The 23293-nt window shown below is 66.1% G+C and carries 38 protein-coding genes; 14 read left to right on the plus strand and 24 right to left on the minus strand.

Annotated features, from left to right (window positions below):
• From ACQUS7_RS11625 to ACQUS7_RS11655, 7 genes are all read right to left on the minus strand, one after another.
• A partial coding sequence (locus ACQUS7_RS11625; RefSeq protein ID WP_435147172.1) for a surface glycoprotein occupies nucleotides 1-1118 on the minus strand: 1118 nt, incomplete at its 3' end.
• A gap of 441 nt (nucleotides 1119-1559) precedes the next feature.
• Nucleotides 1560-1919, minus strand: coding sequence for a homing endonuclease associated repeat-containing protein (locus tag ACQUS7_RS11630; RefSeq protein WP_435147174.1), 360 nt, complete (start codon nucleotides 1917-1919; stop codon nucleotides 1560-1562).
• Nucleotides 1920-1957: 38 nt separating this feature from the next.
• Nucleotides 1958-2200, minus strand: coding sequence for a type II toxin-antitoxin system HicA family toxin (locus ACQUS7_RS11635; RefSeq protein ID WP_435147177.1), 243 nt, complete (start codon nucleotides 2198-2200; stop codon nucleotides 1958-1960).
• On the minus strand, nucleotides 2201-2482 hold the full coding sequence (locus ACQUS7_RS11640) for a type II toxin-antitoxin system HicB family antitoxin (RefSeq protein ID WP_435147179.1): 282 nt from the start codon (nucleotides 2480-2482) through the stop codon (nucleotides 2201-2203).
• Nucleotides 2483-2828: 346 nt separating this feature from the next.
• Entirely contained in the window at nucleotides 2829-3305 is a 477-nt protein-coding gene (locus ACQUS7_RS11645) for a hypothetical protein (RefSeq protein WP_435147181.1), read from the minus strand.
• A 114-nt stretch (nucleotides 3306-3419) separates the two neighbouring features.
• Nucleotides 3420-3959, minus strand: coding sequence for a hypothetical protein (locus tag ACQUS7_RS11650; RefSeq protein WP_435147183.1), 540 nt, complete (start codon nucleotides 3957-3959; stop codon nucleotides 3420-3422).
• 138 nt (nucleotides 3960-4097) lie between these two features.
• Nucleotides 4098-4673: a hypothetical protein gene (locus ACQUS7_RS11655; protein ID WP_435147185.1), complete on the minus strand. Its 576-nt coding sequence runs from the start codon at nucleotides 4671-4673 to the stop codon at nucleotides 4098-4100.
• 125 nt (nucleotides 4674-4798) lie between these two features.
• Here ACQUS7_RS11655 and ACQUS7_RS11660 point away from each other — a divergent pair, with 125 nt between their 5' ends.
• The gene (locus ACQUS7_RS11660) at nucleotides 4799-5392 is read left to right on the plus strand and encodes a hypothetical protein (RefSeq protein ID WP_435147187.1); all 594 of its coding nucleotides are present in this window, start codon (nucleotides 4799-4801) and stop codon (nucleotides 5390-5392) included.
• 49 nt (nucleotides 5393-5441) lie between these two features.
• On the opposite strand, the gene ACQUS7_RS11665 is transcribed toward ACQUS7_RS11660, so the two are convergent.
• Nucleotides 5442-5747, minus strand: a complete 306-nt coding sequence (locus tag ACQUS7_RS11665; protein WP_435147189.1) for an ArsR family transcriptional regulator — start codon at nucleotides 5745-5747, stop codon at nucleotides 5442-5444.
• A gap of 699 nt (nucleotides 5748-6446) precedes the next feature.
• Between ACQUS7_RS11665 and ACQUS7_RS11670 the strand changes: the two genes are divergently transcribed.
• The 8 genes from ACQUS7_RS11670 (at nucleotide 6447) to ACQUS7_RS11705 (ending at nucleotide 10783) form a co-directional block, all read left to right on the plus strand.
• Nucleotides 6447-7040 carry a DUF7563 family protein gene (locus ACQUS7_RS11670; protein ID WP_435147191.1) on the plus strand — a complete coding sequence of 198 codons (594 nt, stop codon included), beginning with the start codon at nucleotides 6447-6449 and terminating at the stop codon, nucleotides 7038-7040.
• Entirely contained in the window at nucleotides 7037-7597 is a 561-nt protein-coding gene (locus ACQUS7_RS11675) for a hypothetical protein (RefSeq protein ID WP_435147193.1), read from the plus strand. The genes ACQUS7_RS11670 and ACQUS7_RS11675 overlap by 4 nt, the downstream gene beginning before the upstream one ends.
• Nucleotides 7594-8088, plus strand: coding sequence for a hypothetical protein (locus tag ACQUS7_RS11680; RefSeq protein ID WP_435147195.1), 495 nt, complete (start codon nucleotides 7594-7596; stop codon nucleotides 8086-8088). The genes ACQUS7_RS11675 and ACQUS7_RS11680 overlap by 4 nt, the downstream gene beginning before the upstream one ends.
• Nucleotides 8085-8318 carry a hypothetical protein gene (locus ACQUS7_RS11685; protein WP_435147197.1) on the plus strand — a complete coding sequence of 78 codons (234 nt, stop codon included), beginning with the start codon at nucleotides 8085-8087 and terminating at the stop codon, nucleotides 8316-8318. Before ACQUS7_RS11680 ends, ACQUS7_RS11685 begins: the two co-directional genes overlap by 4 nt.
• Entirely contained in the window at nucleotides 8315-8893 is a 579-nt protein-coding gene (locus tag ACQUS7_RS11690; protein ID WP_435147199.1) for a J domain-containing protein, read from the plus strand. Before ACQUS7_RS11685 ends, ACQUS7_RS11690 begins: the two co-directional genes overlap by 4 nt.
• The gene (locus tag ACQUS7_RS11695; RefSeq protein ID WP_435147201.1) at nucleotides 8886-9107 is read left to right on the plus strand and encodes a hypothetical protein; all 222 of its coding nucleotides are present in this window, start codon (nucleotides 8886-8888) and stop codon (nucleotides 9105-9107) included. Before ACQUS7_RS11690 ends, ACQUS7_RS11695 begins: the two co-directional genes overlap by 8 nt.
• Nucleotides 9108-9500: 393 nt before the next feature.
• Complete coding sequence (locus tag ACQUS7_RS11700; RefSeq protein WP_435147203.1) at nucleotides 9501-9704, plus strand: hypothetical protein; 204 nt, start codon at nucleotides 9501-9503, stop codon at nucleotides 9702-9704.
• Nucleotides 9701-10783, plus strand: coding sequence for a tyrosine-type recombinase/integrase (locus ACQUS7_RS11705; protein ID WP_435147205.1), 1083 nt, complete (start codon nucleotides 9701-9703; stop codon nucleotides 10781-10783). The genes ACQUS7_RS11700 and ACQUS7_RS11705 overlap by 4 nt, the downstream gene beginning before the upstream one ends.
• A gap of 135 nt (nucleotides 10784-10918) precedes the next feature.
• Here ACQUS7_RS11705 and ACQUS7_RS11710 read toward each other — a convergent pair whose 3' ends face one another.
• The 4 genes from ACQUS7_RS11710 to ACQUS7_RS11725 all read right to left on the minus strand — a co-directional run bounded on the left by ACQUS7_RS11710 (nucleotide 10919) and on the right by ACQUS7_RS11725 (nucleotide 12598).
• Complete coding sequence (locus ACQUS7_RS11710) at nucleotides 10919-11425, minus strand: SLC13 family permease (RefSeq protein WP_435147206.1); 507 nt, start codon at nucleotides 11423-11425, stop codon at nucleotides 10919-10921.
• 120 nt (nucleotides 11426-11545) lie between these two features.
• Nucleotides 11546-12082, minus strand: a complete 537-nt coding sequence (locus ACQUS7_RS11715) for a VIT1/CCC1 transporter family protein (protein ID WP_435125306.1) — start codon at nucleotides 12080-12082, stop codon at nucleotides 11546-11548.
• A 101-nt stretch (nucleotides 12083-12183) separates the two neighbouring features.
• A complete protein-coding gene (locus tag ACQUS7_RS11720; RefSeq protein WP_435147209.1) occupies nucleotides 12184-12327 on the minus strand; it encodes a hypothetical protein in 144 nt (47 codons plus the stop codon).
• 43 nt (nucleotides 12328-12370) lie between these two features.
• The gene (locus ACQUS7_RS11725; RefSeq protein ID WP_435125301.1) at nucleotides 12371-12598 is read right to left on the minus strand and encodes a DUF7385 family protein; all 228 of its coding nucleotides are present in this window, start codon (nucleotides 12596-12598) and stop codon (nucleotides 12371-12373) included.
• Between the two features lie 208 nt (nucleotides 12599-12806).
• Between ACQUS7_RS11725 and eif1A the strand changes: the two genes are divergently transcribed.
• Complete coding sequence (eif1A, locus tag ACQUS7_RS11730) at nucleotides 12807-13091, plus strand: translation initiation factor eIF-1A (protein ID WP_435125299.1); 285 nt, start codon at nucleotides 12807-12809, stop codon at nucleotides 13089-13091.
• A 94-nt stretch (nucleotides 13092-13185) separates the two neighbouring features.
• Here the strand turns inward: eif1A and ACQUS7_RS11735 are convergent, their stop codons facing one another.
• Entirely contained in the window at nucleotides 13186-13422 is a 237-nt protein-coding gene (locus ACQUS7_RS11735; protein WP_435125296.1) for a hypothetical protein, read from the minus strand.
• 126 nt (nucleotides 13423-13548) lie between these two features.
• A complete protein-coding gene (locus ACQUS7_RS11740) occupies nucleotides 13549-14301 on the minus strand; it encodes a GTP cyclohydrolase IIa (RefSeq protein ID WP_435147212.1) in 753 nt (250 codons plus the stop codon).
• 208 nt (nucleotides 14302-14509) lie between these two features.
• Between ACQUS7_RS11740 and ACQUS7_RS11745 the strand changes: the two genes are divergently transcribed.
• Nucleotides 14510-14653 (plus strand): hypothetical protein, encoded by a 144-nt coding sequence (locus ACQUS7_RS11745; protein ID WP_435147214.1) that lies wholly within the window; start codon nucleotides 14510-14512, stop codon nucleotides 14651-14653.
• A 127-nt stretch (nucleotides 14654-14780) separates the two neighbouring features.
• Here the strand turns inward: ACQUS7_RS11745 and ACQUS7_RS11750 are convergent, their stop codons facing one another.
• From ACQUS7_RS11750 to ACQUS7_RS11760, 3 genes are all read right to left on the minus strand, one after another.
• The gene (locus ACQUS7_RS11750; RefSeq protein WP_435125287.1) at nucleotides 14781-15179 is read right to left on the minus strand and encodes an OsmC family protein; all 399 of its coding nucleotides are present in this window, start codon (nucleotides 15177-15179) and stop codon (nucleotides 14781-14783) included.
• A gap of 150 nt (nucleotides 15180-15329) precedes the next feature.
• Complete coding sequence (locus tag ACQUS7_RS11755; RefSeq protein WP_435147216.1) at nucleotides 15330-16310, minus strand: PLP-dependent cysteine synthase family protein; 981 nt, start codon at nucleotides 16308-16310, stop codon at nucleotides 15330-15332.
• Between the two features lie 75 nt (nucleotides 16311-16385).
• On the minus strand, nucleotides 16386-16694 hold the full coding sequence (locus tag ACQUS7_RS11760; protein WP_435125282.1) for a DUF5798 family protein: 309 nt from the start codon (nucleotides 16692-16694) through the stop codon (nucleotides 16386-16388).
• Nucleotides 16695-16829: 135 nt separating this feature from the next.
• On the opposite strand from ACQUS7_RS11760, the gene ACQUS7_RS11765 reads away from it, so the two are divergent.
• The 3 genes from ACQUS7_RS11765 (at nucleotide 16830) to ACQUS7_RS11775 (ending at nucleotide 18280) form a co-directional block, all read left to right on the plus strand.
• On the plus strand, nucleotides 16830-17186 hold the full coding sequence (locus ACQUS7_RS11765) for a PRC-barrel domain-containing protein (RefSeq protein ID WP_435147219.1): 357 nt from the start codon (nucleotides 16830-16832) through the stop codon (nucleotides 17184-17186).
• Between the two features lie 38 nt (nucleotides 17187-17224).
• Nucleotides 17225-18034, plus strand: a complete 810-nt coding sequence (surE, locus tag ACQUS7_RS11770; RefSeq protein ID WP_435125275.1) for a 5'/3'-nucleotidase SurE — start codon at nucleotides 17225-17227, stop codon at nucleotides 18032-18034.
• Nucleotides 18035-18157: 123 nt separating this feature from the next.
• On the plus strand, nucleotides 18158-18280 hold the full coding sequence (locus tag ACQUS7_RS11775) for a hypothetical protein (RefSeq protein WP_435125273.1): 123 nt from the start codon (nucleotides 18158-18160) through the stop codon (nucleotides 18278-18280).
• 93 nt (nucleotides 18281-18373) lie between these two features.
• On the opposite strand, the gene ACQUS7_RS11780 is transcribed toward ACQUS7_RS11775, so the two are convergent.
• The 7 genes from ACQUS7_RS11780 to ACQUS7_RS11810 all read right to left on the minus strand — a co-directional run bounded on the left by ACQUS7_RS11780 (nucleotide 18374) and on the right by ACQUS7_RS11810 (nucleotide 23263).
• Nucleotides 18374-19081, minus strand: coding sequence for a competence/damage-inducible protein A (locus ACQUS7_RS11780; RefSeq protein ID WP_435125270.1), 708 nt, complete (start codon nucleotides 19079-19081; stop codon nucleotides 18374-18376).
• Nucleotides 19082-19166: 85 nt separating this feature from the next.
• Complete coding sequence (locus ACQUS7_RS11785; RefSeq protein WP_435147221.1) at nucleotides 19167-19967, minus strand: DUF5803 family protein; 801 nt, start codon at nucleotides 19965-19967, stop codon at nucleotides 19167-19169.
• A complete protein-coding gene (locus ACQUS7_RS11790) occupies nucleotides 19964-20635 on the minus strand; it encodes a DUF2110 family protein (RefSeq protein ID WP_435125265.1) in 672 nt (223 codons plus the stop codon). The genes ACQUS7_RS11785 and ACQUS7_RS11790 overlap by 4 nt, the downstream gene beginning before the upstream one ends.
• The gene (locus ACQUS7_RS11795) at nucleotides 20636-21169 is read right to left on the minus strand and encodes a transcription factor (RefSeq protein ID WP_435147223.1); all 534 of its coding nucleotides are present in this window, start codon (nucleotides 21167-21169) and stop codon (nucleotides 20636-20638) included.
• Between the two features lie 64 nt (nucleotides 21170-21233).
• A complete protein-coding gene (locus ACQUS7_RS11800; protein WP_435147226.1) occupies nucleotides 21234-22082 on the minus strand; it encodes a transcriptional regulator TbsP domain-containing protein in 849 nt (282 codons plus the stop codon).
• Nucleotides 22083-22118: 36 nt separating this feature from the next.
• Nucleotides 22119-22865 carry a methyltransferase domain-containing protein gene (locus ACQUS7_RS11805; protein WP_435147228.1) on the minus strand — a complete coding sequence of 249 codons (747 nt, stop codon included), beginning with the start codon at nucleotides 22863-22865 and terminating at the stop codon, nucleotides 22119-22121.
• Nucleotides 22862-23263: a nascent polypeptide-associated complex protein gene (locus ACQUS7_RS11810; protein ID WP_435125255.1), complete on the minus strand. Its 402-nt coding sequence runs from the start codon at nucleotides 23261-23263 to the stop codon at nucleotides 22862-22864. Before ACQUS7_RS11810 ends, ACQUS7_RS11805 begins: the two co-directional genes overlap by 4 nt.
• Nucleotides 23264-23293: the final 30 nt, after the last annotated feature.

A 23293-nucleotide genomic window follows, 5' to 3' on the forward strand; every position in this document is an offset into this window, starting at 1 on the left:
TCAGCCTGGACGACACCAGTCACGTTCTGCGCGGTCGTGAACGAACTCTCGTCGGACTCGACCGTCAGGCCGAGGTCCGCAAGTTCGAGCTGCTCCTTGTTGGAGCCAACCGTGAAGTTGTACGTACCGACCTCGAAGCCGTCCGTGTCGAGCACGTACACGTGGCTACCAGCGCCGGAGCCACGGTTCCGGTCGACGCCCGGACCCTTGATGCTCACCTGCGTGTTCGGCGAACCGACCACGATGGCGACGTTGGAACCAACGTAGCCGTTGAACGTCGTGACGGTGCCCGAGAAGCCGTGAACGGTGGTGGGCGCGAACTTCGCGCTGATCGTCGTGGTGCTCGGGGTGTACCCAGATGCGTCGTTCCAGGTGCCAGTGAGCGTGACGTTCTTGATGTTCGTGTAGTGCGTGCTGGACGTGTTCACGAGAACACGGGAGCTGCCGGCCGTAACGGCGGCTGCACCGAAGGTCGTGGTGCTGCCGTCCTCAAGGCCGACTCGAACCGTCTCGTCACCGTCGTCGACGATCTGGTCCGTAAATGCCAGCTCGATGATGCTGCCCGTGGCGGGGTTACTACTAACGTAGTGGGTTGCCTTCCGGAACGTCGGCGCACCAGGGCTGGTACTGGTCTCAGCCGTTACGGTGTCCATGGTGTCAGCACCAGAGACCGAGAACGGCGTCGTGATGTCCGACTGGCCGTTTTCGGTGGTACTGCTGCCGTAGGTGCCGTCTTCCTCGATGGCGACGACTTCGTACGTTACACCGTCAGTCAGGCCGGTGGGGATCTGGAACGTCCCCTGCACGGCGTTGTCCGAGTCGTCGGTGTCCGCGGAGCCACCGTCCTGGATGGCGCCGAGGATCTCACCGGACTGAATGGTACCGTCGTCGTTCGTGTCGAACGCGAAGACGACGTCTTTCCCTGTAGTTGATGTCGTTACACTGACTGTGACCGTCTCCCCAGGCGCGACCGTGCTGGGTGTGACGGAGAGGCTGCTGGCGGTACTCGAGTTACCAGCAGCTGCTGCGCCTGAGAACGCGACGGTCCCAGCGAAGACGCTGAACACCATCAGCGCTGTCAGGAACAGCGCGCGGATTTTGTCGTTATAGTCTGTCATTGTGTGTTGTGTTCTGCATCGCGGCAGCGTTTTTCTCCCGGCTTTCAGGCCATCCCGAACACCATTCCCAATACCGTATTGGTTGCGAACGGGGCTGGCCACGGATACTCAATCGCTGACGCTTCGGGTAGGGGTATGAGCAACAATCAGTTACCCCGGTAAATACTTTGTGTGGTGTCACGACGAGTGACAACGCTTCACAAGCCACAGAGACGGCGTCTCTCGCCGATTCAGGAATCCACCGACAGCCGCCTCAAAGCGACCGTACATTCAAGCGAACCGAACGCATAAGACACCCGGGCCCGTCAGACCAAGTGGGCCCGCAGCGGGCAGGCACGCTTTCCTTGGGTAGGGAATTCGCCTGCCCCTGACCGTTACAAACCACGAGCAACAGCAGTCTCTCAGCTGCGGTCTGTGGCGTGAGGATGCCCACGCTGACTGCTACTCTTCGTCAACGAAGGCGATTCGGCGTGCCGCTGACCACGACTCGAAATGGTTGCGGTACGTCGACACCCAGTACTTCCCGTGCTCGTTCATCTCGCCAGCCGAAGGCTCCGAACCGAGTTCGTCCCTGAGTCGGCGCAGCTCTTCAATGAGGTCTTCGTCTGAAATCTTCTCCATCGGGTCGTGGGGGTCGAATCCTGCGGCGTCAACCGCGTCTCTCCAGGACCCGAAGCGGTCGTACATCGTCGATGCGGAGTGCGACCCGTGCTCGCGGTATGTCTGCAGCGTCGGCGTCGTCCCGAGCTTCGAAGCGACGTCGCGGATGTCCGCGAGGAGGTCGTCGTCGCTGTAGCGCATACTGCCCACTCAATAATCCAACACATTAGTGTTGGGGTTCAGCAGTGTTCGTCGACCCAGCGGCACCACGCTTCGAAGTCGTCCGCGCCGCACTGCTCCGCGATAGACCGAAGCGTCCCGATCTTGATTTCGTCGTGCATCGGGACGTCGACGTTCCGCACCTCGCCCGTATCAGGGTTCTCGTAGCGCAGGCGGACGTGACTCCCTTTGCGGTGGACCGGGACGTAGCCGAAGCTCGTTAGCACGGAGATGACCTCCCTGCCGGAAAACACGGTCCGCATCTACTGGAGAAAGTCGGGGAGTTCGTCGGCCTCGTCGCGCGCCGCCTGCACGTCGTCGGCGTCGAGTCCAGCCTCGTCCGCCAAGAACGCGTCCGGGTCCTCAATAGGCTCGCCGCCGCCCTCATGGAGCGCCAGCACCTCCGCCAGCTGGGACAGCGCCTCGGCTTTCGTCTCACCACCGCGAGCCAGCCCCGTTTCGAGGTCACGGGCCGTAATCGACCCGTCGTCCTCGACAATGAACTCAACCCCGGACTCGTGGTTCTCGTCCGCCGCACTCGCCATACACTCAGTTCGCACAGCCACCGGATAAGCGTTCGGTCAAGCCTGAACACACCTCTCCCGTCTCAGTTAAACGTTCCTACGCGGGCGCCGCCCACACGAGCCAGACCAGCAGCCCTCCCAGACCGTCGACTATGAGAACCGCAGAATTAGACGCGGAAGATGATGTAGCCTCTAACGAGGACGGTTAGAATAGCTGCGAGCAGAGCAACTCCGAAGAAGAGCCGGGAGACTGGAGAGAACAACGACATGCCGATTGAGACGAGCCACAGGGTGAGCAGCAGGACAGTCGCAACGGTACCCACCTTTGCGAAATACTCGAGTTTCCGTAGTTCTTGGCGCGCAAGACTCATTTTTCGTGGTCCGAGCCGTTTCCTGCTGGCTCCGGTTCTAGTTCGTCTTTAGATTCGAAGTGTCCTAAATCCACCTGTTCAGTAGGAGATTCATCTTCTGATTCGAACTCCCCCAGTATCGATCGAATCGGGTCGTACTCAGCAGTGAATGCAGTGATACCTGCCAGAGTGAGTGTCCCGAACGACATGAATAGCGACACAATCGCGACCCACAGAAACCCGGACGTCGTCGAACTGAGTTCACCCGTCGCGAGGGCCACCGTGATCAGGAGTGCAAGTGAGGCGATAGAGAGATACTGCACCAGCTGGTTCCGAGCCTGCTCCCCCATATTGGTCTTACCGTGCCGGAAGAGAAACTGGCTCGCAATCAGCACCAACGGCAAGAGCAGAGCCGCGATCTCCAAGAGTTTCAGGGCAATATCCGGGTCCGTCAACTCAGACTGAAGCACAATATTCCACCCCGAGAGACTCATTCACACCGCTAGAGAGACAGGAAGACCTTGTATACTCGGGTTTCTCAACATAGCACGACTTGAGTGTTTGTGAGAGGACACGATCTCAGATTTGCCCGGGAATCTCGGGTGAGATCAGGCTGATTCCTTCGGGAACGCGACGTAAGTGGTGAGTTCCTTATTTACGACGACTCGCGTTCCCTTCGGCCAGGTGAGCCGTAGGGCAATCCAAACCATGTCTGACCTTCCCCCGATGAGGTTGAACGCAAATCCAACAGTTGCTATAACCGTTAGGACGGGACCCACGCCGATCAGCAGTATGCCGACGTAGACAAGCGAGAGGAGCTGAGGAGCAAACAGAATCGGGATGATGTGGCGAAGATTCACGTGAACATTCGGAGCAATCACCTTGTTAGGCCAGATGTAAACGGGGTCATATCCCAGCAGGGAGTTTGTGACGTAATGAATAGATTCGTGGACGAATAGAGAGGCGAAGAAGCTCACACAGAATGCAATCAGAAACTCGGTTAGTCCAACTGTTACTCCAAGGTCGAGGTTGATCAGGGTCAAACTAGCGAGAGATAGGAGAACCAGAAAAGCGACCACTTCCATCCAAGTTGGAACCGAGTATTCCTCAAATGGAGCGTGAGTCTCAGGTGATTCTGGAATCGACATCACCAGATAATCTTGGTAGACTGATGATAAGCGTTGGCGGGGAAGTACTCAGAACTACGCCGGAGCTACCCACACGAGCCAGACCAGCAGCCCTCCCAGACCTCCGGCTATGAGGCCTGAAAACATGGTGAAAGAGACTCAGGTAGATTCCTGGCCGATAACCCAGAGGGCCCTATCAAGTCGTCGAAGAGAAATACGGAAATGGCTGGCTAGTGTCCGGCAGGTTCCCAAATAGTAGATGTAATCCTCGGTCGAAAAGGTAGAATCCGGCTCGATATCGAGATACCCCTCCTGGTTCAGGGTTCGAACCGCGCGATGATCTATGACTGTGTATTTGGACGGGTCGGTAAACATTAAAATCGAACTCGCCGTTCTGAACCCGATACCGAGGAGCCGATCATCTTCATCAAGAGCTTCGATCTTGCCGGCCACCGAATCGTGGGCCAGAGCCTCTCGGACCGCCTCTCGCACCTCCTCCTCAGAACTCTTGCGAAGGTGATTCACATTTGCGGCTCTCCGATTTGCTGCTTCCGCCTGCTTCCACTCTATAACCTTCTCAATCTCCGCTAATCCAGCCTCCCCTGATTGGAGTCTTTGGGGGAGGGAATCAAGCAGAGACTGCTCAAAGTCTACATCCTCCTCGCTGAGATCCGGCAGCTCATGATTCTCAAACACCTTGGCCTTCTCTCGGACAAGAGCTTCCGTGAGTACCATCTGACAAATGACGTGTTGTGAGCGGTTTTAGTATTTCTGCCAACAATACGCCAGTGCGCCTATCCGAAAACGCGCGGACTAATTACACCGGTAATACCAAATTTTCGGGCTTGAATAGACGGTTGATGGACAAAAGTGGCTCATCGGAACGTGAAGAGCAAAGTCAGCTAGTAGAGAGCCTTGTGAAATGTATCCCGAATCCGAACTGGGCAGATAGATACGAGGTCGACGAAGAGGAGCTGGAACAATCCCGGTTAAGACTCACGGCGACTTACCAAGAAATTGGGTCTCCGTTAATATGTTCTTTAGTATCTCTACTGGTTCTTCTGGCAGTTCTCGACCTTTTCGTAGTGCTTTCAACCCAAATATACGGGCTCTACATCGACGTCTTGGCAGCGATATTCTTCCTGACTCCAAGCCTGAAATCACCAGTTGAAATCGCAGCCTCGGTCGAAGAAATCCAGGGGCCTGTAAGAAGAATGGAATCGGAAGAGATGGTGGCTCATAACGTTGGTTTTAGTGCCTTGTTGGTCGGGTTCGGTATGCAGATTTTCGCGGTTCAGTCAGCACGTTCAGAACTACTCGGGCAGAACTATCTCAGCGGGATGCCCGATTTGGTCGGCGGGATCGGCCTGATACTCGTCGGAGTCCTTTCACTCACAATACTGGGGAAATTACGCGGTTATTTCCGTTCGAAGCACTCCCCGGATTCAGTGTAATCATACCCTGCTTGCGAGAACTTCGCGAACAATTTCAACACCCGGTCCATCACTCCTCACTGGGGCCTGAAATCTTCTCGTCGAACTCCTCCGCCGTCTGGTGTGAATACTCCTCCTGATGTTCTAACGCACTTTGGCCCTTCTCGGTAATCACGTACATACCGGACCGGTCAGAGGGTCCGACTTTCTCGACTAATCCGCCCGCAGAGAGTTCAGAAAGGCGGTTATTCATATAGCGAGAGTCGCGGTCCAGAATTTCGGCGAGGTTCGGCGCACTCTGCCGCTTCCCATCGCTCATCGCCTCAAGTATCTCGAAATCGGTCGGGACGACGAGCTTCACTGTCTTCTTGGTCATGTGGGGACTACAAATGCTTTCATATTGGTTATGTTTGTATCTTGCATACGCCTATTACATCTGTATACTCCAAACGCTTATTACATGTGCGATTTACAGATGGAGTCACGAGCCGCTGAGTCGGGCCTCGCTGGTCGAGGTCTGAGAAGTAGGCAGACCCGTGGAACCAGCACGGGCCTGATTTGGCGGCTCTCACCGGCCAACGCATGTCAACTGACACGCCGCGGGCTTTTGAAGCCTGCACACGGAACGACGCATCGACCCCGACCTGTCCCGGCTGCGGCGCAGCGGTCACGGGGATCACGACGACCGGCCCGGGCCGGCACGAGGCGAGCGGCTGCGGCTGCTCGCTCAACCCGCTGTTCGTCAGGAACCTCGTGGGGAGCGACGGGGGTGGCTCTGCATGAGGGATTTCGACCAAACGGACAGTCGCGGAAACCGAATCGCCGGACGGCAGCCGCTCGCGGTTTACTTTCACTTCCACCGCGTGCGTGGCTCGCGGTTAAGCCCCTTCCGGCGGAACCACTGCACGGCCGACGGCCAACGTGTCGTGACGCACCCCCTGGCAGGAACGCCGTCACGACACCACGGCCGCGGCTCCACTATGGAAGCCATGCTACGGAAGGTCAGCCCACCAAATGAGCGTTGCGAGTCCAGCGAAACTGAACAGCGCGCCGCGGCCCACGGAGGTGGTCGGTGATGCCCGACTGCGAGAACTGCGGGTCCGCGGTCAGCGCGGACTACGTCCGCGTGTTCGCACCCGACGACATGGAGACGGTGCGCGTCTGCCCGTTCTGCGAAGACAAGATCCGCGACGGCACCGGTGACGTCCGCGACGCGCGAAGCACGCGAACACCCCGCAGCGACGACCGCGACACCGACGACCAGCTCGTCACCGACGGCGGGGAGGCGTACCCTGACGCTCCAATTACCACGGACCGGACGCCGGTCGAGGAGCTGTCCGGCAAGGACCTCGTCGCTGAGAAGCGCGAGCTGTCCGAACTTCTCGCCGAAGGCTGCAGGCCGCACACTGACGAGTGGCACGACTACGTCTACAACCGGAGTTGGGACGTCTGGAACGAGATTCGGGCCCGAGCAGAAACCGAACCGCCGACCTGCGACAACTGCGGCGAATCGAAGTGGTCGCAGGCCCCCGGCGACCCGGTTCGATGCAACGGCTGCGGCGTCCCGGCTGACCGGGAGACCGAACAGGCCGTCCACGACGCGTGGAACCGCATGGAATCCGAAGCTCGGAACGTCGACCCAGACGACGTCGGAGGTGAGGCAGCGTGAGCGACGCAGAGTACGGACGCGCGGCCCGGCATGTTCTCGACTGGGTTCACGAGAATACGGCACCCGAACCGAACGGCGAGCAGAACGTCTACAGCTCGGTGTGGGCGGGGACGAACAACCTGAAGGCGCAGGCTCGAAAGGATCGCATCCCGTTCGACGTCGCCGAGTTGGACAGCGCGTACGACGAACTTCTCTCCGCAGAGGAGATCGTCGTCTGGCACGGACTCGTCGCGCCGGCAACTGACGACCACCTCGACGCGATCCTTCAGGACGAGGCGAAAGCAAGCCAGTCACGACAAGTCCTCGTCGCGAAGATCAACCGGCTCCGCTCAGACCCCGACCCCACCGACCACGACGACCAGCTCGTCACCGACGGCGGGACGTACTCGCCGGTGCTCGACGATCTCCGCGAGGAGCGCGAATCAGCGCGGAACGCGTACGAGGCGGCGGTTCGCGAGGGCCACACCGCCAGCGTGGAACAGGCCGCGAAGTGGTACCGTGACGTGTCGGCGCAGATCGCGGACGCGAAGCGGTGCGTCGGAGGTGACGCGCGATGACCGGCCACCGGCCCGGAACCGACGGCGCGCAGACGTGCGATGCGGACGACGACTGCACCGAGCCCGTCGAGTACCAGTTCACCCGCGACCGCGGCTGCGTCTCACAGACGGAGTTCTACTGCGAGACGCACGCCTACGCCCTCGACGACCGCGGGCTGTCTCGGCTTACGGTCGCAGACGGCGGGTCCGCTCAGCGCGACGCGACGACGTACTCGGTGGCGGAGGCGCGGACGGTCGCGTACGGCCCGCTCGGTTTCGAGGGCGCACCGTGGGTGCTCCGATTCCAGACCGAAACCGCCGGCCGCGTCTCGGTCCGGTTCGACGAGACCGCGATGTACGAGCTGTGGACCGAGGTCCACAACGTCCCATGGCCGGGCGGACGTCCGGAGACGCGGAGCGACCTGCAGCGCGAGGTCGTGGCGCTCGCCGAAGGCGCCGACGAGGAGATGCTGCAGGACGCCGTCGCAGCCCTCGGAGGTGAGTCAGCGTGACGGACGACAAGATCCAGGTGTGCCCGGACTGCGACTCCCCGAAAGTCCATCCGCGCGGCAGCGGCCTCCGCGACCGACAGCGCCGCTACCGCTGCAGGACCTGCGGCTGGACCGGACCGACGCCGGAGCGACGAGCACCGAACGGGAATCGGACCGTGTCCGGTCCCGCGAAGCAGCTGCTCGACGCCGACGACGGGAGCGACCTCCGCAACGGAGGTGAATCCGCGTGAGCGTCGACTGGCCGCCCGAGTTCGACCGGACAGCCACGGCGGACCGGACGCGGAACCGCAGTTTCGAGGTGTCCCTGTCGGACGCGATCGAGGACCTCGCTGCGCAGATGGACCGCCTCGGCGTCGACGACTGGCGGCTCTCCACGGCGATGGACCACCAGTCCCGGAACCCGAACTACCCGTACGCGAACCAGCCGGAACCTGACGACCCCGGCGTCGTCCTCCGGTGGTCGATGGACGGTGATCAGTACGCGGTCGCCTGCGACGCGTACAGCCGAGTCCGCGACAACCTCCGGACCGTCGGGCTGTACGTCGCCGAGAAGCGGAAGATGGAGCAGCGGCCCGTCACCACCGGCGCCACGGAGTTCGCGAACGCCCGGCTCCCCTCCGGCGACGACACGGTCGAAGCCGAACCGGCACCGCACGCCGTCCTCGGCGTCGACCCGGACGCGTCCGACGACGAGGTGAAACGGGCGTTCCGTGAGCGCGTGAAGGAAACCCACCCGGACAGCGGCGGCGACACCGAGCAGTTCCACCGCGTTCAGCGAGCGAAAGAGGTGATGCTCGATGAGTGACGAATCCGGACGGGCAACCCCGCACGAGACGGTCGAGGTCGACTGCGTCATCACCGATGGCGGCGACTTGTCGATGCTTGGCACCGGGACCATCGGCGACGCGTGCGTCTCGGTCGTCGGGGAACCGAACGACGCCGGGTTTCTGCCCGAGAAGGTCGTCGTGCGTGGTGAGCTCGAGGTCGTTCCCTACGAGCGGGGTTCAGACGATGAGTGACGATTCTGGCCGTGAGATTCAGCACGGGCTAATCTTCCTCAAGTGCCACGGATGCAAGGCTCCGACCCTGTTCCGCCTGACCATCCGCCACGAGGCAGATTCGACTGAGTTCTTCGCAAGCACGCACTGCGCAAGTTGCGAGGAAGAGAACCCGCTTCGAGGACTCCGCGTGCGGAGGCTTGAATACAAGCTCGTCGAGAACCAGCGAGTCGACGCTGGTTGCTTCGAGGCAAATCGAGGTGAGAACCGTGGCGCGTGATGGGTGCGACCGCGGTGTTCTCCGCTCAGTCGTGTGCAGGGTAGTCGGCCACGGGCCGCTGTCGAAAGTGGTTCTCGCGGTCGGCCGGAAACGAGAGTTTTACCGGTGCGAGCGGTGCGGCGAGGTGGTCCATCGTGGCTGAATCGGAAGACTGCGTTGGTCCGAGAGAGTTCGAGTACGAGCCGGTCAAGTGCGACGATTGCGGTGAGTTCGTCGTCGTCACTCGAAACGACGCAGCCACTACCGCTGACGCGGAGACGAAATTTGAGTGTGGCTGCTCCATCGGTTCGGTCGGCGCTGTGAAGCCGGACTCATGGGACGCAGGGAGGTTCCTATGAACCGTCAACCACCGTCAGACCTGACGATCGCGGAGGCGATCAACCTCTACCTGCGCCGGAAACGACCGGACTGGAACGGCGGGACGGAGCGGACGTACCGCCGGAACCTGGGCGTCTTCGAGGACTACGCAGAGGAGGAGGACCTCGAAACGGTCGACGACCTCACACGGTGGACGATCAGCGGATTCACCGACTACCTACTGGAACAGGACTACTCGCGAGTCACGGTTGCAGGGCGTCAGAAGACCGTCCGGACGTGGCTGAAGTATCTCGAAAGCCAGGGCGTCCTCGACCTTGGGCTGCATCTCGCCGTCGAGCCCCTCAAGACGACCGACGAAGAGGAGACGTCCGACCAGCAGCTGAAGCCGGAGGACGCACGGACCCTCATCGAGTTCTACCGGTCCTCTGCCTCGTGGCGAGGGACGCGCCGCCACGCTGTCCTGGAGGTGTTCTGGCACGTCGGATGCCGGCAGGCAGGGCTTCGAGCGCTCGATCTCGGCGACTACGACGCTGAGAAGGGCGTGCTGAAGTTCCGGAATCGTCCAGAGTCCGGGACGAGACTGAAACGCGGGAACGGCCACGAGCGGAACGTCCAGCTGTCGGAGCAGCCGCGCCGCGTCCTCGACCTGTATATCGCGAGAGAACGGATCGACAAGCGGGACGAACACGGCCGTGAGCCGCTGTTCACGTCGAACCACGGCCGTCCCGTGGACAGCACTGTTCGCGGCTGGATGTACCTCGCGACGCAGCCGTGCATGGCGACGGAGTGCCCGCACGAGAAGCGCCGACCGAACTGCTCGTGGGTCCCGCGGGATCAGGCCGGGAAGTGCCCGTCGACGCGGCCGCCGCACGCGATTCGCCGCGGGTCGATCACGTGGCAGCGGAACCTGGGGTTCGACGAGGAGACGGTCGCGAAGCGCGTCGCAGCGACGCCGCAGACGATTCGGCGGTACTACGACGTGCCGGACTACGCGGACGAGCTGGAGCGGCGGCGTGACGAGACGAAGGAGATCGACATCGAGGAGCATCTGCACCCGACTGACCTCGACGACGCTGACGACGAGGAGGACTCGGAATGAGTTTCGCACTCCTCTCTGATTGCCGACACAGATTCAGATGCTGCGACGGCAAGTCCCTCCGACCCCATCCACATCTTAGCCGTTTTGTATCATTCCCGAGAGGTGCTCCAGAGAAACAAAACGCCACGTGGCTGCTCAGAGTAGCAGCGTCCAGGTGTACCGGACTGTGAGCAGCATCAGCGCCGTGGAGACGACGACCATGATGACGTCGAGTCGGACGCCGGCTCGGAGCATGTGTTCGCGGCCGATGCTTCCGGTTCCGAAGGCGATGGCGTTCGGAGGCGTGGCGACGGGGAGCGCGAACCCGTAGCTGGCGGCGACGGCGCCGGTGATTGCGAGGAAGGCGGCTGCGGTGGCGGTCGACGTGCCGAGGACGTCGGCGTACCGCGGGCCGATGGTGATGAGCACGGGCGCGAAGATGGCGACGACAGCCGTGTTCGAGGCGAGTTCGCTGAGCAGCACCGTCACGGCGACGACGACGAGCGTGACGAGCAGGATTGGGGCGCCGACGAGCGTGCCGAACGTGGCGTCTGCGAGCCACCGCGTCGCGTCCGTCGCGCCGAGGCCGTCCGCGAGCGCGAGGCCGCCGCCGAGCAGGAGGAGCGTCCCCCAGTTGATTTTCGCGGACGTCGTCCCAGTCAAGGCAGTCGGCGGCGAGCAGCGTCGGCACGGCCGGCGAGAGGCCGTTCAGCGGCGCGGCGAGGACCGCGCCGGTCGCGGCGACCGCGGCGAGCAGCGAGACGGACTGTCTGGGCGGCATCGTCACGCGACGCCGCTCAGCGCCGCGCCCGCCGCGTACGCGACGGACGCGGCGAGCAGCCCGATTCCGAGCATCTCGGCGCCGCTCCGGTACCAGCTTCGGCGCGTGACGAACGTCCGACTGGCGCCGACGAGAAAGAACACCGCGGCCGTGGTGAGCACGGAGAGTTCGAACAGCGGCCGGAGCGAGAGCAGGTACGGGACCAGCGGCGTCCAGCCGGCGGCGACAAACGCGAGGAACGTCACGGCGGCCGTGCGGGTCGGCGTCTTCCCGTCCGTGCCGGCGGCGCCGACGGCGGCCTGGTAGGCGAGGTCCGAGCGACGGCTGAGGTAGTTACTCATCCCCATCGAGAAGCCGTCGGCGAGCAGGTTCGCGACGCCGAGCACGACGACGATGCCGGGGTCGAGCGCGGCGCCGGCGACGCCGGCGACCACCGCGAACGTCGTGACGATGCCGTCGTTCGCTCCGTAGACCGCCTCGGCGATGTACGCGCCCGACGGCGAGGCGACGTCGCCTCCGTCGAGCAGTCGTGTGAGCATGGGTTTCCTCTCATCGACCGGCGACATAGTCGTACTGGGGAGCGGCGGTCTCGCGGCCCGGTGACCGCTCGGGTGGTGTCGCGGCTGCTCCGCGTTCGACGCTACTCCCGCCGGTCGCGGACGGCGTCGACGGCGAGCGACTCGAAGCCGCAGTCCCGGCAGAGGAACGTCCCGTCCGGACGCTCGTACGTGGCCGTCGACCCGCACTCCGGGCAGGGCCCGTCCGCAGGCTTCGCTTCTGGCATCGTCGGAACTCCGCGCCGTCGTACAAAAAGTGAACTGGCCGACTCAGGCGTGCGTGAAGATGAACGCCTGTTCCTCCTCGACGCCGACGCAGAGGTCGAGCTGTTTCGACAGGTCGAGGCTGGTCGGGTTCTGCTTGCAGACGACGAGGTCGTCGAACGGCTCGCCGCAGGCCGGGCAGGCGACGGCGACGGTGTTCTGGAACGACTTGATGGCCGAGTTCTCCTCGCGCGGCGTCAGCGACGACAGGAGTTCGTCGGTGTCGAGGTCCATACGACCGCCTACGGTTCAGTCCTAATCAATCCCGCGGCGAATCCGACCGGCCGCAGTTCCGACCGCTGACCCTGCAAGCGGCCCGGCGGGGAGTCGCCGTCGCGGTTCGGTCGCCGCGGTTCGGTCGGCCGGTCGGTCGCCACAGGCCGTGTTGTCTGGTACTACGTGGAACCCGGCTACTTAAGACGCTGCTCACCCTACGTAAGGCATGAGCAACGAATCAGGACGTCGGGCGCTTCGAATGCCCGACGACGACCAGATGTTCGCGGTCGTCACCGACATGCTCGGTGGCGGCCGCGTGCGGCTTCGGTGCGAGGACGGGAAGGAGCGAATGGGCCGAATCCCGGGGCGGATGCGGTTCCGGACGTGGATTCGCGAGGACGACGTCGTCATCATCGAACCGTGGGACTGGCAGGACGAGAAGGCGGACGTCGAGTGGCGCTACGAGAGCGACGCCGCCCAGCAGCTCCGCGAAGAAGGCCACATCGACTGAGCCGCTTCGTTCGGACGGTCGCCGCCGACTACTCCGAGTATTTTCGCCGCGGAGCGCCGCCGCCGTCGTTCGAATCAGGGAGCGGCGTCGACGACTAGTCCGTGTCCTCGGCGAGCGCGCCCTTCGGGTCGCCCTTGTGGTGGAGATTCCGGTTGTCGCGAGCCTCGGTCGGCGTCTCGGGGATGACGTCGGCGTCGACGTCGGCGCGCGGGACGCCCGTGTAGGCGTGCCCGCGGTGTTCGGCGCAGTGCGCCATCGCGTCGTGGGAGCCCTCCCAGGGCCCCGCGGTGCAGTCGTCGTCCGTACAGACGAACACGGTCTCGCCCGGCATCTCGTCGGAGCCGACTCCCGCCGACACCATAAGACTATTCCCAGGACTTGCCGGTGAAATAATCTATTGGCAGCGCGGAAAGAACCCTTCGGCGGTTCGCTCCGCCCCGGCGGCTTCCGGGGTCGGTCAGGCGAACTCGACGAGCGTCCCCTCGTACCGGCAGTCTTCGAGGGCGTGTTTGGCGTCGATTCCGGCTTCCTGCGGCGTCGCGGCGGCGCCGACGCCGACCTTCAGGTCGACGCCGACCTCGGTCGCGACGTGGTCGATGGCGGCGCGGTAGTCGTCGCCGTCGAGGTCCGGGCAGACCGCGATGACGTTGTCGCCGCCGACGAAAAAGGAGAGCGCGCCGTGCGCCTCCCGCATGTACCGCATCAGCGACGCGTACGCCTGCTCGATGCGGATGAACGAGTCGAACTCGTTCAGCCGGTCGGTGTACTTCGTCGTCGCGTCGTTGACGTCGAAGTGCGCGATGTGGACGTCGGCGTCGGCGGGCTCGGCGATGAACTCGCCGGCGAGCGCCTCGGTGCGTTCGGGTGACTGTGCGGAGCCGGCGGCCTGCACGCGCTCGGTCGCGGCTTCGAGCGCCTCCGCCGGGTCGTCGTCGACGCCGATGCCGAGGCTCACGGTCACCGGGTAGCGGTTCCCGATGGACTCCTGGAGGAGTTCGTGGTCCGTCCGGTCGAGCCCGTTCGTCACCGCGACCATGTTGTCGAACCGCGTGAAGAACACGTAGCCGTCGCGCGACCCGACGAACTGCGCCAGGTCGGCGAACAGCCGCGACTGCATGGTCTGGAGGTCCATCTCCCGGCGCGGCTCCGGCGTCACGGTCCACGGGCCGTAGTTGTCGATCTGGATCAGCGTCAGCTGCGTCGCCGTCACAATACCGGGCTATCGGGCCGTCCCTCTCAAGTACGTTCGTATTCACGAATCTGGAACGCCCGGCGCTCCGCCGGCGCGACGCGGCGGTAAGGCGGCGGTGAGGCGTGACGACGAGACGGGCGACGGGGTGCGGCGGGACGCACGACTCGTGTTTCAGCGTGTGAACGTCTGACAAAGACTTATACGGCAGTCCGTGCTATCCGATACCATGGAAGAGCGCGACTCACCGTACGTCTTCCGCGACGAGCCGGACGACCCCGTCGGCGACGCCGACGTCACCGGTGCCGACGACGACGTCGTCATCATCGACGGCACCGCGATGACGTACCGAGCCTACCGCGACACCGAATAGCGCCGCGGCCGACGGCTCCGCGGACGCGCGGCTCTTCGGTCCGGTCTCGTTCTGGAGAAAACGTAGAGAGCAGCGGTGCCCCCGAATCGGGTCAGTCGGGTCGAATCGGGGCGGTGCCGCGGTCGGCTTAGAAGGCGTCCGCGTGCGCCGTGATGTCGGCGTGGAGCCCCTCGCGGAGCGCGGAGTGGACGTGGCAGATGCCCTCGGCGCGCTCGACGATGTCGGCGAGGGTGTCGTCGTCGACGTCGGCCTCGACGAAGATGTCGAAGCTGATGGATTCGAGGTCGTCGTCGTCGTCCAGCGTCGCCTCCGCGTCGATCTGAATCTTGCCGAGGTCGTCGTGGCCGCGCTGTTGGCCGCCGACGCGGAACGCCGGCAGGAAGCAGGATGCGTAGTCCGCGACGAGCACGGAGTTCGGGTCCGGCCCGGTCTCACCGGTCGCGTCGATGGTGAGGTCGTAGTCGCCGACCTGACTCGTGCTCGCGAACCCCTCCTCGCTGATGGTGGAAGTCTCGATGTCCGTCATATCCGGTTCGACCATGGACCGCTCGCGGCGTAAACCTTGCCGATGCGGTATGGAACCGACCCACGCCCGAACGACGCGCTCGGCGGCGCGGACGCTGCGGTGTAGACGCGGCAGCGCGGACGCAGCGGCGAAGACGCGGCGCGCGCCCGACTACCCTTCCCACTCCTCGAACGACCGGTAGACGCCCTTCGAGAGGTAGCGCTCGCTGGAGTCGGGGAACAGCGTGACGACGGTGTCGTGCGGCGCGTCGACGTCGCCGTCGCGGATTTCCCGGGCGACTTCGACGGCGGCGAGGCAGTTGGCCGCCGAACTGGACGCCGCGAGGTGGCCCTCCTCTCGGGCGAGCCGCGCCATCTCGGCGTGGGTGTCCTCGTCGGCAATCGTCTTGAGGTCGTCCACCTTCTCGGGGTCGAACAGCTCGTTGGTGGCGACGTCGTGGGTGCCGATTCCCTCGGTCTTGTACTCGTCGGCCTCGGGGTCTTCGCCGAACAGCCGGCCGTACGTCGACCCTTCGGGCTGCACCGCGACGACGTGCGTCTCTGGGTTCCGTTCGAGCGCGTAGTCGGCCATCCCCATCAGCGTCCCGCCGGTGCCGCAGCCGGCGACGACGGCGCCGACCTCGCCGTCGAGCGCGTCGAACACCTCCGGAGCGGTGGTTTCGTAGTGCGCCTCGGCGTTCAGCGGGTTCGCGAACTGCTGGGGGACGACCGCGTCGTCGAGTTCGGCGGCGAGTTCGTGGGCGCGCTCGACGGCGCCGCCCATGCCGTCCTCGCTCGGCGTGTTGATGACGTCGGCGCCGAGCGCGCGCATGAGCTGCTGCTTTTCGACGCTGAACCGCTCCGGGACGACGAACACCGCGTCGACGCCGAGCTGGCCGGCGGCGACCGCGAACCCGATTCCGGTGTTGCCGGCGGTCGGCTCGACGACGGTGCCGCCAGGCGGGAGGGTGCCGTCGTCGAGCATCGACGCCAGCATGTGCTTGCCGATGCGGTCCTTGACGGAGGCGCCGGGGTTGAACGACTCCAGTTTCGCGTACACCGGGACCTCCTCCGGGGCGGCGTGCACCCGGACGAGCGGCGTCTCGCCGACCGCCTCCAGAACGGAGTCGAGCGGCTCGCGGTGCGTGGTCATACGGAGGCAAAGATTGCCCCCGGTTACGTACTTTTCTATCCGGGCGGCGCGGCCCGCCCCGAACTCGGCGGCGTCTCAGGCGTCAGAGTCGTCGACGTCGCCGGCGTCGGAAGAATCGTCGCCGGCCGCGGCGTCTTCCACGGCGCCGGGGTCGGCCGCCGCGACCGCCTCGTCGACGTCGACGTCCTGCGCCTCCGCGACGGCTTCGAGGAGCGCGCGCTGCTCCGCGAACTCCCGTTCGAGGGCGGTGACGCGCTCCTCGGTCGTCTGCACCGACGACTGCAGCTGCTCCACCCGGTCGCGAATCTCGTTCACCTTCGTGTACACCTTCTCGGCGACGTCCGCCACCGTCTGAATCTTCTTCGCCGTGCTTCCGAGGCCCATACTCCGGCTGTGTCGACCCCGGACCGTGGGTCTTGCGGTGCGCGGCTCCCGGGTCAGTCGCGTCCGCGGCACCGTCGGCGACACTCCCGGCTCCGGGAAGAGTTTAAGTGACGTGACGCGAACCGTTCGGCTGTCATGCCCGTCGGCCCCGAGACGCCGTTGACATACCTCGCGGACAAGACGGTGTTCACCGCGGACGGGTACCGCGTCGGCCGCGTCGTCGACGTCGTCATCGACCTCGAGGGAGACGGCGCGCCGGCGCTCGCGCTCGGCGACGTCGACGAGGACACCGTCGGCCAGCTGCCCGACGACGCGGCGGGCGTCCGCATCCCGTACCGCGGCATCCGCGGCGTCGAGGACGCCGTCGTGCTCCGGTGGCGCATCGCAGACGCCGCCCGGTCGCTCGACAGCGCGCCGGGGAGCGGCCCGGGCGGCGACGACCGGGACGCCGCCGGCAATGGGGACGACGTCGACGGCGACGTCGTCGTCTGACCGGGGCGCTTTTCCCGTCACCGCCGGACCGGTTCGACATGAGTTCGAGCGGCGAGCAGCGGTTTCTCCTGACGAACGACGACGGCATCGGCACGCCCGGCTTCCGAGCGCTGTACGACGCGCTCTCCGAACTCGGCGAGGTCGTCGCCGTGGCGCCCGCCGAGGACCGGTCGGCGGTCGGCCGGTCGCTGTCGACGTCGGTGACGGTCCACGAACACGAACTCGGCTACGCCATCGACGGGACGCCGGCCGACTGCACCGTCGCCGGCCTCGAGTCGCTGTGCCCGGACGTCGACATGGTCGTCGCCGGCTGTAACAAGGGCGCGAACCTCGGCGCGTACGTCCTCGGCCGCTCCGGCACCGTCTCGGCCGCCGTCGAGGCCGCCTTCTTCGACGTTCCCGCCATCGCCGCGTCGCTGTACGTCCCGGCCGGGACCGGCGAGGACTACACAGACGTCGACGTCGCGGTCGACGACTTCCGGGAGGTCGCGGCGGCGACCCGGTATCTCGCCGAACACGCACCGGACGCCGGGGTGTTCGAGCAGGCCGACTACCTGAACGTGAACGCGCCGTGGCCGGACGACGACGACCCGGCGGCGCTCGAAGTGACGCGGCCGTCGACGCTGTACGAGATGACCGCCGAACGCGACGGCGACACCATCGAACTCCTCGACCGCGTCTGGGACCGCATGGCCGCGGGCGACGTCCCTGACCCCGCCGGGACGGACCGCCGCGCCGTCGTCGACGGCGACATCTCTGTCTCGCCGCTCACCGCGCCGCACACGACCCGGCACCACGAGGCGCTCGACGGACTCGCGGAGACGTACCAGCCGCAGGCGACGCAGTGACCGAGACGGCTGCGCGGGCGCCGCGGGTGAGGCGGGAGAAACGGACGATTCGGGCGACGCTGGTGACGCGGGAGACGCGAAGGGGACACGTTTATGCTGAGCGCGCCGGAAGCGCCGCTCACCATGAATCCGCTGCTGCTCGCCGCCGGCTCGGGCACCGCGCTGCCGACCGGGCCGGTCGCCGTCGTCGTGTTGGTCGTGAGCCTGCTAATCACCGCCGGCTGGCTGCTGTCGCTGTACCGCTGACGGACGCCCGGAGGCGGCGCGTCACGGTGACTGGCCGACCGGTCGCGCCACCGAACTTCTCGCCGCGTCTCGACCCGCCGTCGAGCCGGCGGTTCAGGAACCGTCGGTCGTCGCCGCCGGCGGTTCGACTCGGTCGCGGAGCCACGCGGCCGCCTCCCTGACTTCCGTCTCGTCGGTGCCCGTGAGCTTCACGCGGACGGTGTCCGACGGGTACGAGCCGACGGTGACGTCGAACTGGTCGCGGAGCCGCGCGAGCCTGTCGAGCAGCGTCGACTCCGCTTCGGCAGTCTCCACGGTCTCGGTGTGTCTGCGCTCGCCGACGAAGTCGTCCGCGACCGACGCGAACATCGACTTCATCTCCGCGGGGACGCCCGGGAAGACGTACACCGAGTCGACCACGCAGCCCGGCGCGACGCCGACCTCGTTGTGGAGCGGGCGCGCGCCGCGCGGCAGCATCGTGGTGCCGTCGTCGAGCTCGTTGCCGCTGTAGCCGCCGTGCTGAGTGAGCCACGCCTCGGCGTCGTCGTCGACGGCGAGCTCCCGGCCGAGCGCGTTCGCGACGCCCTCCATGGTGACGTCGTCGTGGGTCGGGCCGACGCCGCCGGTGACGACGACGGCGTCGTACTCCGCGCGGTACTCGTTGACGACGCGGGCGATGTCGGCGACGCGGTCCGGGACGGTCGTGACGCGCTCGACGTCGACGCCGCGGTCCGTGAGCTGCGTCGCGAGCCACGTCGCGTTCGTGTTCTCCGTGTCGCCGGCGAGCAGCTCGTCGCCGACGGTGACGATAGCGGCGTTCATACACGGACACAGCGCCGGCGGCCCGATAAGTTCCGCGGGCCGCAGCGGGGCCGGCTCCCACGGTCGCCGACCGGGAGCGGCGGCGTTACCGCATGCCGGGCGGCGGGTCGCGCCCGAAGTCGTCGTCTTCGATGTCGACGTCGAGGCCGAGCTCCTCGCGCTGCCGGCGGAGCTCCCGGATCTGGTACCGGAAGTACAGCAGGCCGCCGCCGCCGATGAGCGCGAGCAGGCCGACGAGCGCGGCGAGCAGCCGCAGGTCGTTCATCGTGTAGAACTGGACGACGACGTGCTCGGCGCCGACGTCGGCCCAGGTGATGTGGAGGCGGCCGGCGTCGTCGACGCGGGTGTCGTAGTCGCCGGGGCTCACCTGCCCGAACACCGGCATGGAGACGCGGCGGTTCGGCGGCAGCACGACCTCGTACGAGCCGTCGACGTACGTCGGCAGCGAGAACCGCTTCGGCGAGCTGCTCGCCGTGAACGCCACCTGGTCGCCCTCGACGTCACCGGTGCCGGGGAACCGGATGACGACCGCCGACCGGGTCTGTTCGACGGCGCCGCGCTCCTGGAGCGTGGAGCCGTTGATGACGGTGCCGTTCGGGTAGCGGTACCGGACCGCGCGGACCGACAGCGGGTTCCGGCCGCCGAGGCCGTCCTCGCGGTACAGCGTCAGCTCCGAGCGGTTCACGGTGTAGACGGCCTCGAACGTCGCGTCGGTGTGAACCGTGATGTGCACGTCTGCGGACTGGTTCCAAGCGTAGCTGCCGCCGGCGGGCTCCTGGTCGAGTCGCTGGTCGGAGACGGAGCCGCCGAACACGCCGAGACAGCCCGACAGCAGGACGACGCCGACGAGCGCCGCCGCGGCAGCGAGGCGTCGACGGTTCGTCATGGGATGACGGCTTTCAGCTCCGCGGGGAGATAGCCGCCGATGGCGGCCAGCAGCCCCGGCGGGTCCGTGTTTTCGGTGCAGATGATGCTCTGTTCGAGCAGCCCGAGCCGTTCGACCGTGACGATGTCCTGGGCGTGCCCGGCGCGGTTCACGGTGGCGCGGACCTCGGCGCGCGTCGCGCTGTTGACGTTGACGCGACCGGTGCCGCGCGTCCACTCGTACAGCCGGTCGCGCGTCTCCTCGGCGAGTTCGTGGTCGCCGTCGTCGTCGTAGACGAACTTCAGCGGGACGTGCTGGACGATGCCGAACCGGTCGCGGATCTGCGACGGCGTCCCGGTGCCGAGCCCGAGCCGATCCGTGGCGACGTGGACGTCGCGGCCGGCGTCGATGATGAAGCCGTCGTCGTCCCACGCGCGCAGCGTCCCGGTGTAGACGTCGCCGTCCGTGAAGTGGTCCGTGATTTCGCCCCACTGCTCGCGCAGCACGTTCCGGGCGACTGCGGCGTCGTCGCCGGCGACGGTGACGGCGACGAAGTCGTCGCTCCTGACGCCGACGTCGGCGTCGACGTCGAGGTCGCCGAGCGCGTCAGCGACGAGCGACCGCATGCCGTCGAGCGCGCGGTCGCGGGCGTCGCCCTCGACGTAGCACTTCGTTGCGAGGACGACCATCTACGCGGACGCCTCGTCGCGTTCGACGTTCAGCTCGTCGCGGAGCTGGTCGATGCGCCACTCCATCGCCTCGACGAGCCGGGAGTTCTCCATCGACTCCAGCGGGGAGCCGCACTCGGGGCACTCGAAGCCGAACTCCATCGCCTCCTCGAACTCGAACCGGATGGAGTCCACCTCACAGAGGTAGAACTGGTGGTCGGACTCGTACTCGCGGCGCTGCTCCAGCCCGTCGAGCAGCCGGTACATCTCCTCCTCCAGGTTCTCCGGGACGTTCTCGTAGTGGAACGTCCACAGGTACGTGAGCCACCCGGAGTCCTCGTCGCGGACGCGACGGTACTCCGCCAGGTCGTTCTCGTACAGGATGAACAGGGCGCGGCGGACGTCGTTCAATTCGAGACCGAGTTCCTCCGCGAGTTCCTCGTCGGTGACCTCCCCGTCCGGCGGCGCCGCGGCAACGGGCATGCCGGTGGGACCGACGAGTTCGTGGAGGTACTTCTGGATGACCGGGTCCTCCAGGAGTTCCTCAAAAGCCATTACCGGTAATCCGACGGGGATTCGGTTAAAAGCTCCGAATACGCCGGTGGCTCGGCTCGCGGCGCTACCGGTCGTCGAGCCGGTCGCGCGCCGCGTCGAACAGCGCCGCCGCCGGGACGTCCGCCAGTTCGTCGTCCGCGAGGACGAGCCGCTGTCTCGGCCGGCCGACGCCGTCCGGGATGCGTTCGGTGTCGACGACGCCGGCGGCGACGAGCCGCTCTTTCGCCCGCGAGATTTCGGTCCGGCTGGAGAAGCCGACGTCGCCCGCCCACTCGCCGAGGTGCATGGTGAGCAGTTCGTGCCGCGCGGCGACGAGCGTGCAGGCCGCGACCGGGTCGAGTTCGTCGCCGCGTCGGAGCGACGAGGCGCCGTCGAGCGCGTCCCGGAGCGTCGCCGCAGCGTCCGGCCAGCGCTCCGCGAACGAATCGAGCAGCGCGGTCCGGCCGGGAACGCCGACGTCGTACGGGTCCGCGGCCGCCCAGGCCTCGCCGTACTTCGCCCGCATCGCGGCCAGAAGCTCCGCGTCCGTCGTCGTCGCGGCGAGCACGTCGTCGCCGGCGGCGACGTGCGCGAAGACGGCGTCGGCCGTGACCGTGACGCTCTCCCGAACCGCGTCGGCGACCCGGACGGAGAGTCGGCCGGCCGCGACGGCGTCCGCGGCGGTCGACGCGGCCAGGAACTCGTCGAACACGGCGGTGCCGTCCGACGTGAGGAGCAGCCGGACGGAACCGTCGGGGGCGTCGTCGCCGAGCCGGTCGATGACCGCGCGAATCAGCGGCTTCGGCGGCGCGACCGCGAGTACGCGGGGCCCGGAATCCGGGGCGGAGCCGTCGCTGTCGGAACTGTCAGCGCCGTCGGAGCGGAGGAGACGGTCAGTGAGCGCGTCCGGCGTCACCGGCGGGCCGTCGACCATCGGTTCGGCTCTTTGACCGCCCTGGTTTAATTTTACCTATCCGCTCCGTGCGAACAGGAGGTAGCCGGTGTGGCCGACCCCGGCCGTGCTGGGCCGAGTGCCGCGGTCGTCCACCTGCATCTGCCGCTGAATCGTCTCCAGCGTCTCGACGTCGCTCAAGCCGGCGTCGCGCGCCGCGAGTTCGGCGTCGCGGGCGTCCTCGACGAACGGGACGTACACCGCGCAGTAGCCGCCCGGAACGAGCAGGTCGGGCGCCCGTTCGACGACGTCCGCGGCGTCGGCGGTGTCGAGCGTCAGCAGGTCGAAGCCGTCGCCGCCGGTCAGTTCGTCGAGTTCCTCGGTGACGTCGCCCGTGCGGACGTCGACGGCGTCGGCAACGCCGGCGAGCCGCATGTTCTCGCGGGCCACGTCTGCGAACTCCGGGTCCTGCTCGTAGGTGACGACGTCGGCGCCGATGCGGCCGAGGTAGCCCGCGAGCACGCCGGTTCCGGTCCCCGCGTCGAGGACGCGGTCGCCCGACTGCGCGCCGACGTGGCCGACGACCAGCCCGACGTCTCGCGGCATCATCGGCGCGCCGGTGCGCTCGAAGTGGTTGAACAGGTCGGGGCCACGGAGCGCCCGGACCAGGAACCGCTCGCCGAGGTGCGTCTCGAGGACGTCGCCGGACTCGGCGTCCTCCGGGACGGTGAGCACGCCGAGGTCGGTCTGCAGTTCGTCGCCCGCGGCGCGGAGGTACTCTCGGTCCGAGTCGACGTGGACCAGGAGGAACGCGGTGTCGCTCACTCCAGCCGGGAGATGGCGGCGGCGAGGTCGCCGTCCTCGGCTTCGAGCGCCTCCCGCGCGTCCGACTTGCTCGCGCCGGCGCGCTGCGCCACAATTTCGACGTCGTCCTCGGGAATCCCGTCGTCGCCCGACGCCTCCGTCTCGCCGGACTCGACTGCGCCGGCAGACTCGGCGGACGCGCCGCTCTCGCCGCGAGGCTGGGAGGTCGGCTCACCGACCACCTGGTAGGTCTCCTGCCCCTGCGCGTCCATCTTCGTCACCTGCGCGCCGTCGAACACGAGCTCCTCGTCGGCCGTCCGGATGACGACCTCCTCGGCGTCGATCTCGGTGACGTCGATACCCATCTGCTTCATCATCTGCTTCATCTTGCGCGGGTTCATCCCGCCGCCTCCGAACATACGCGGACGGTCGGCGGGGCGGAGCAAAAG

This window comes from Halobaculum sp. P14 (genome assembly GCF_051195155.1).
Taxonomy (GTDB): domain Archaea; phylum Halobacteriota; class Halobacteria; order Halobacteriales; family Haloferacaceae; genus JBNTKA01.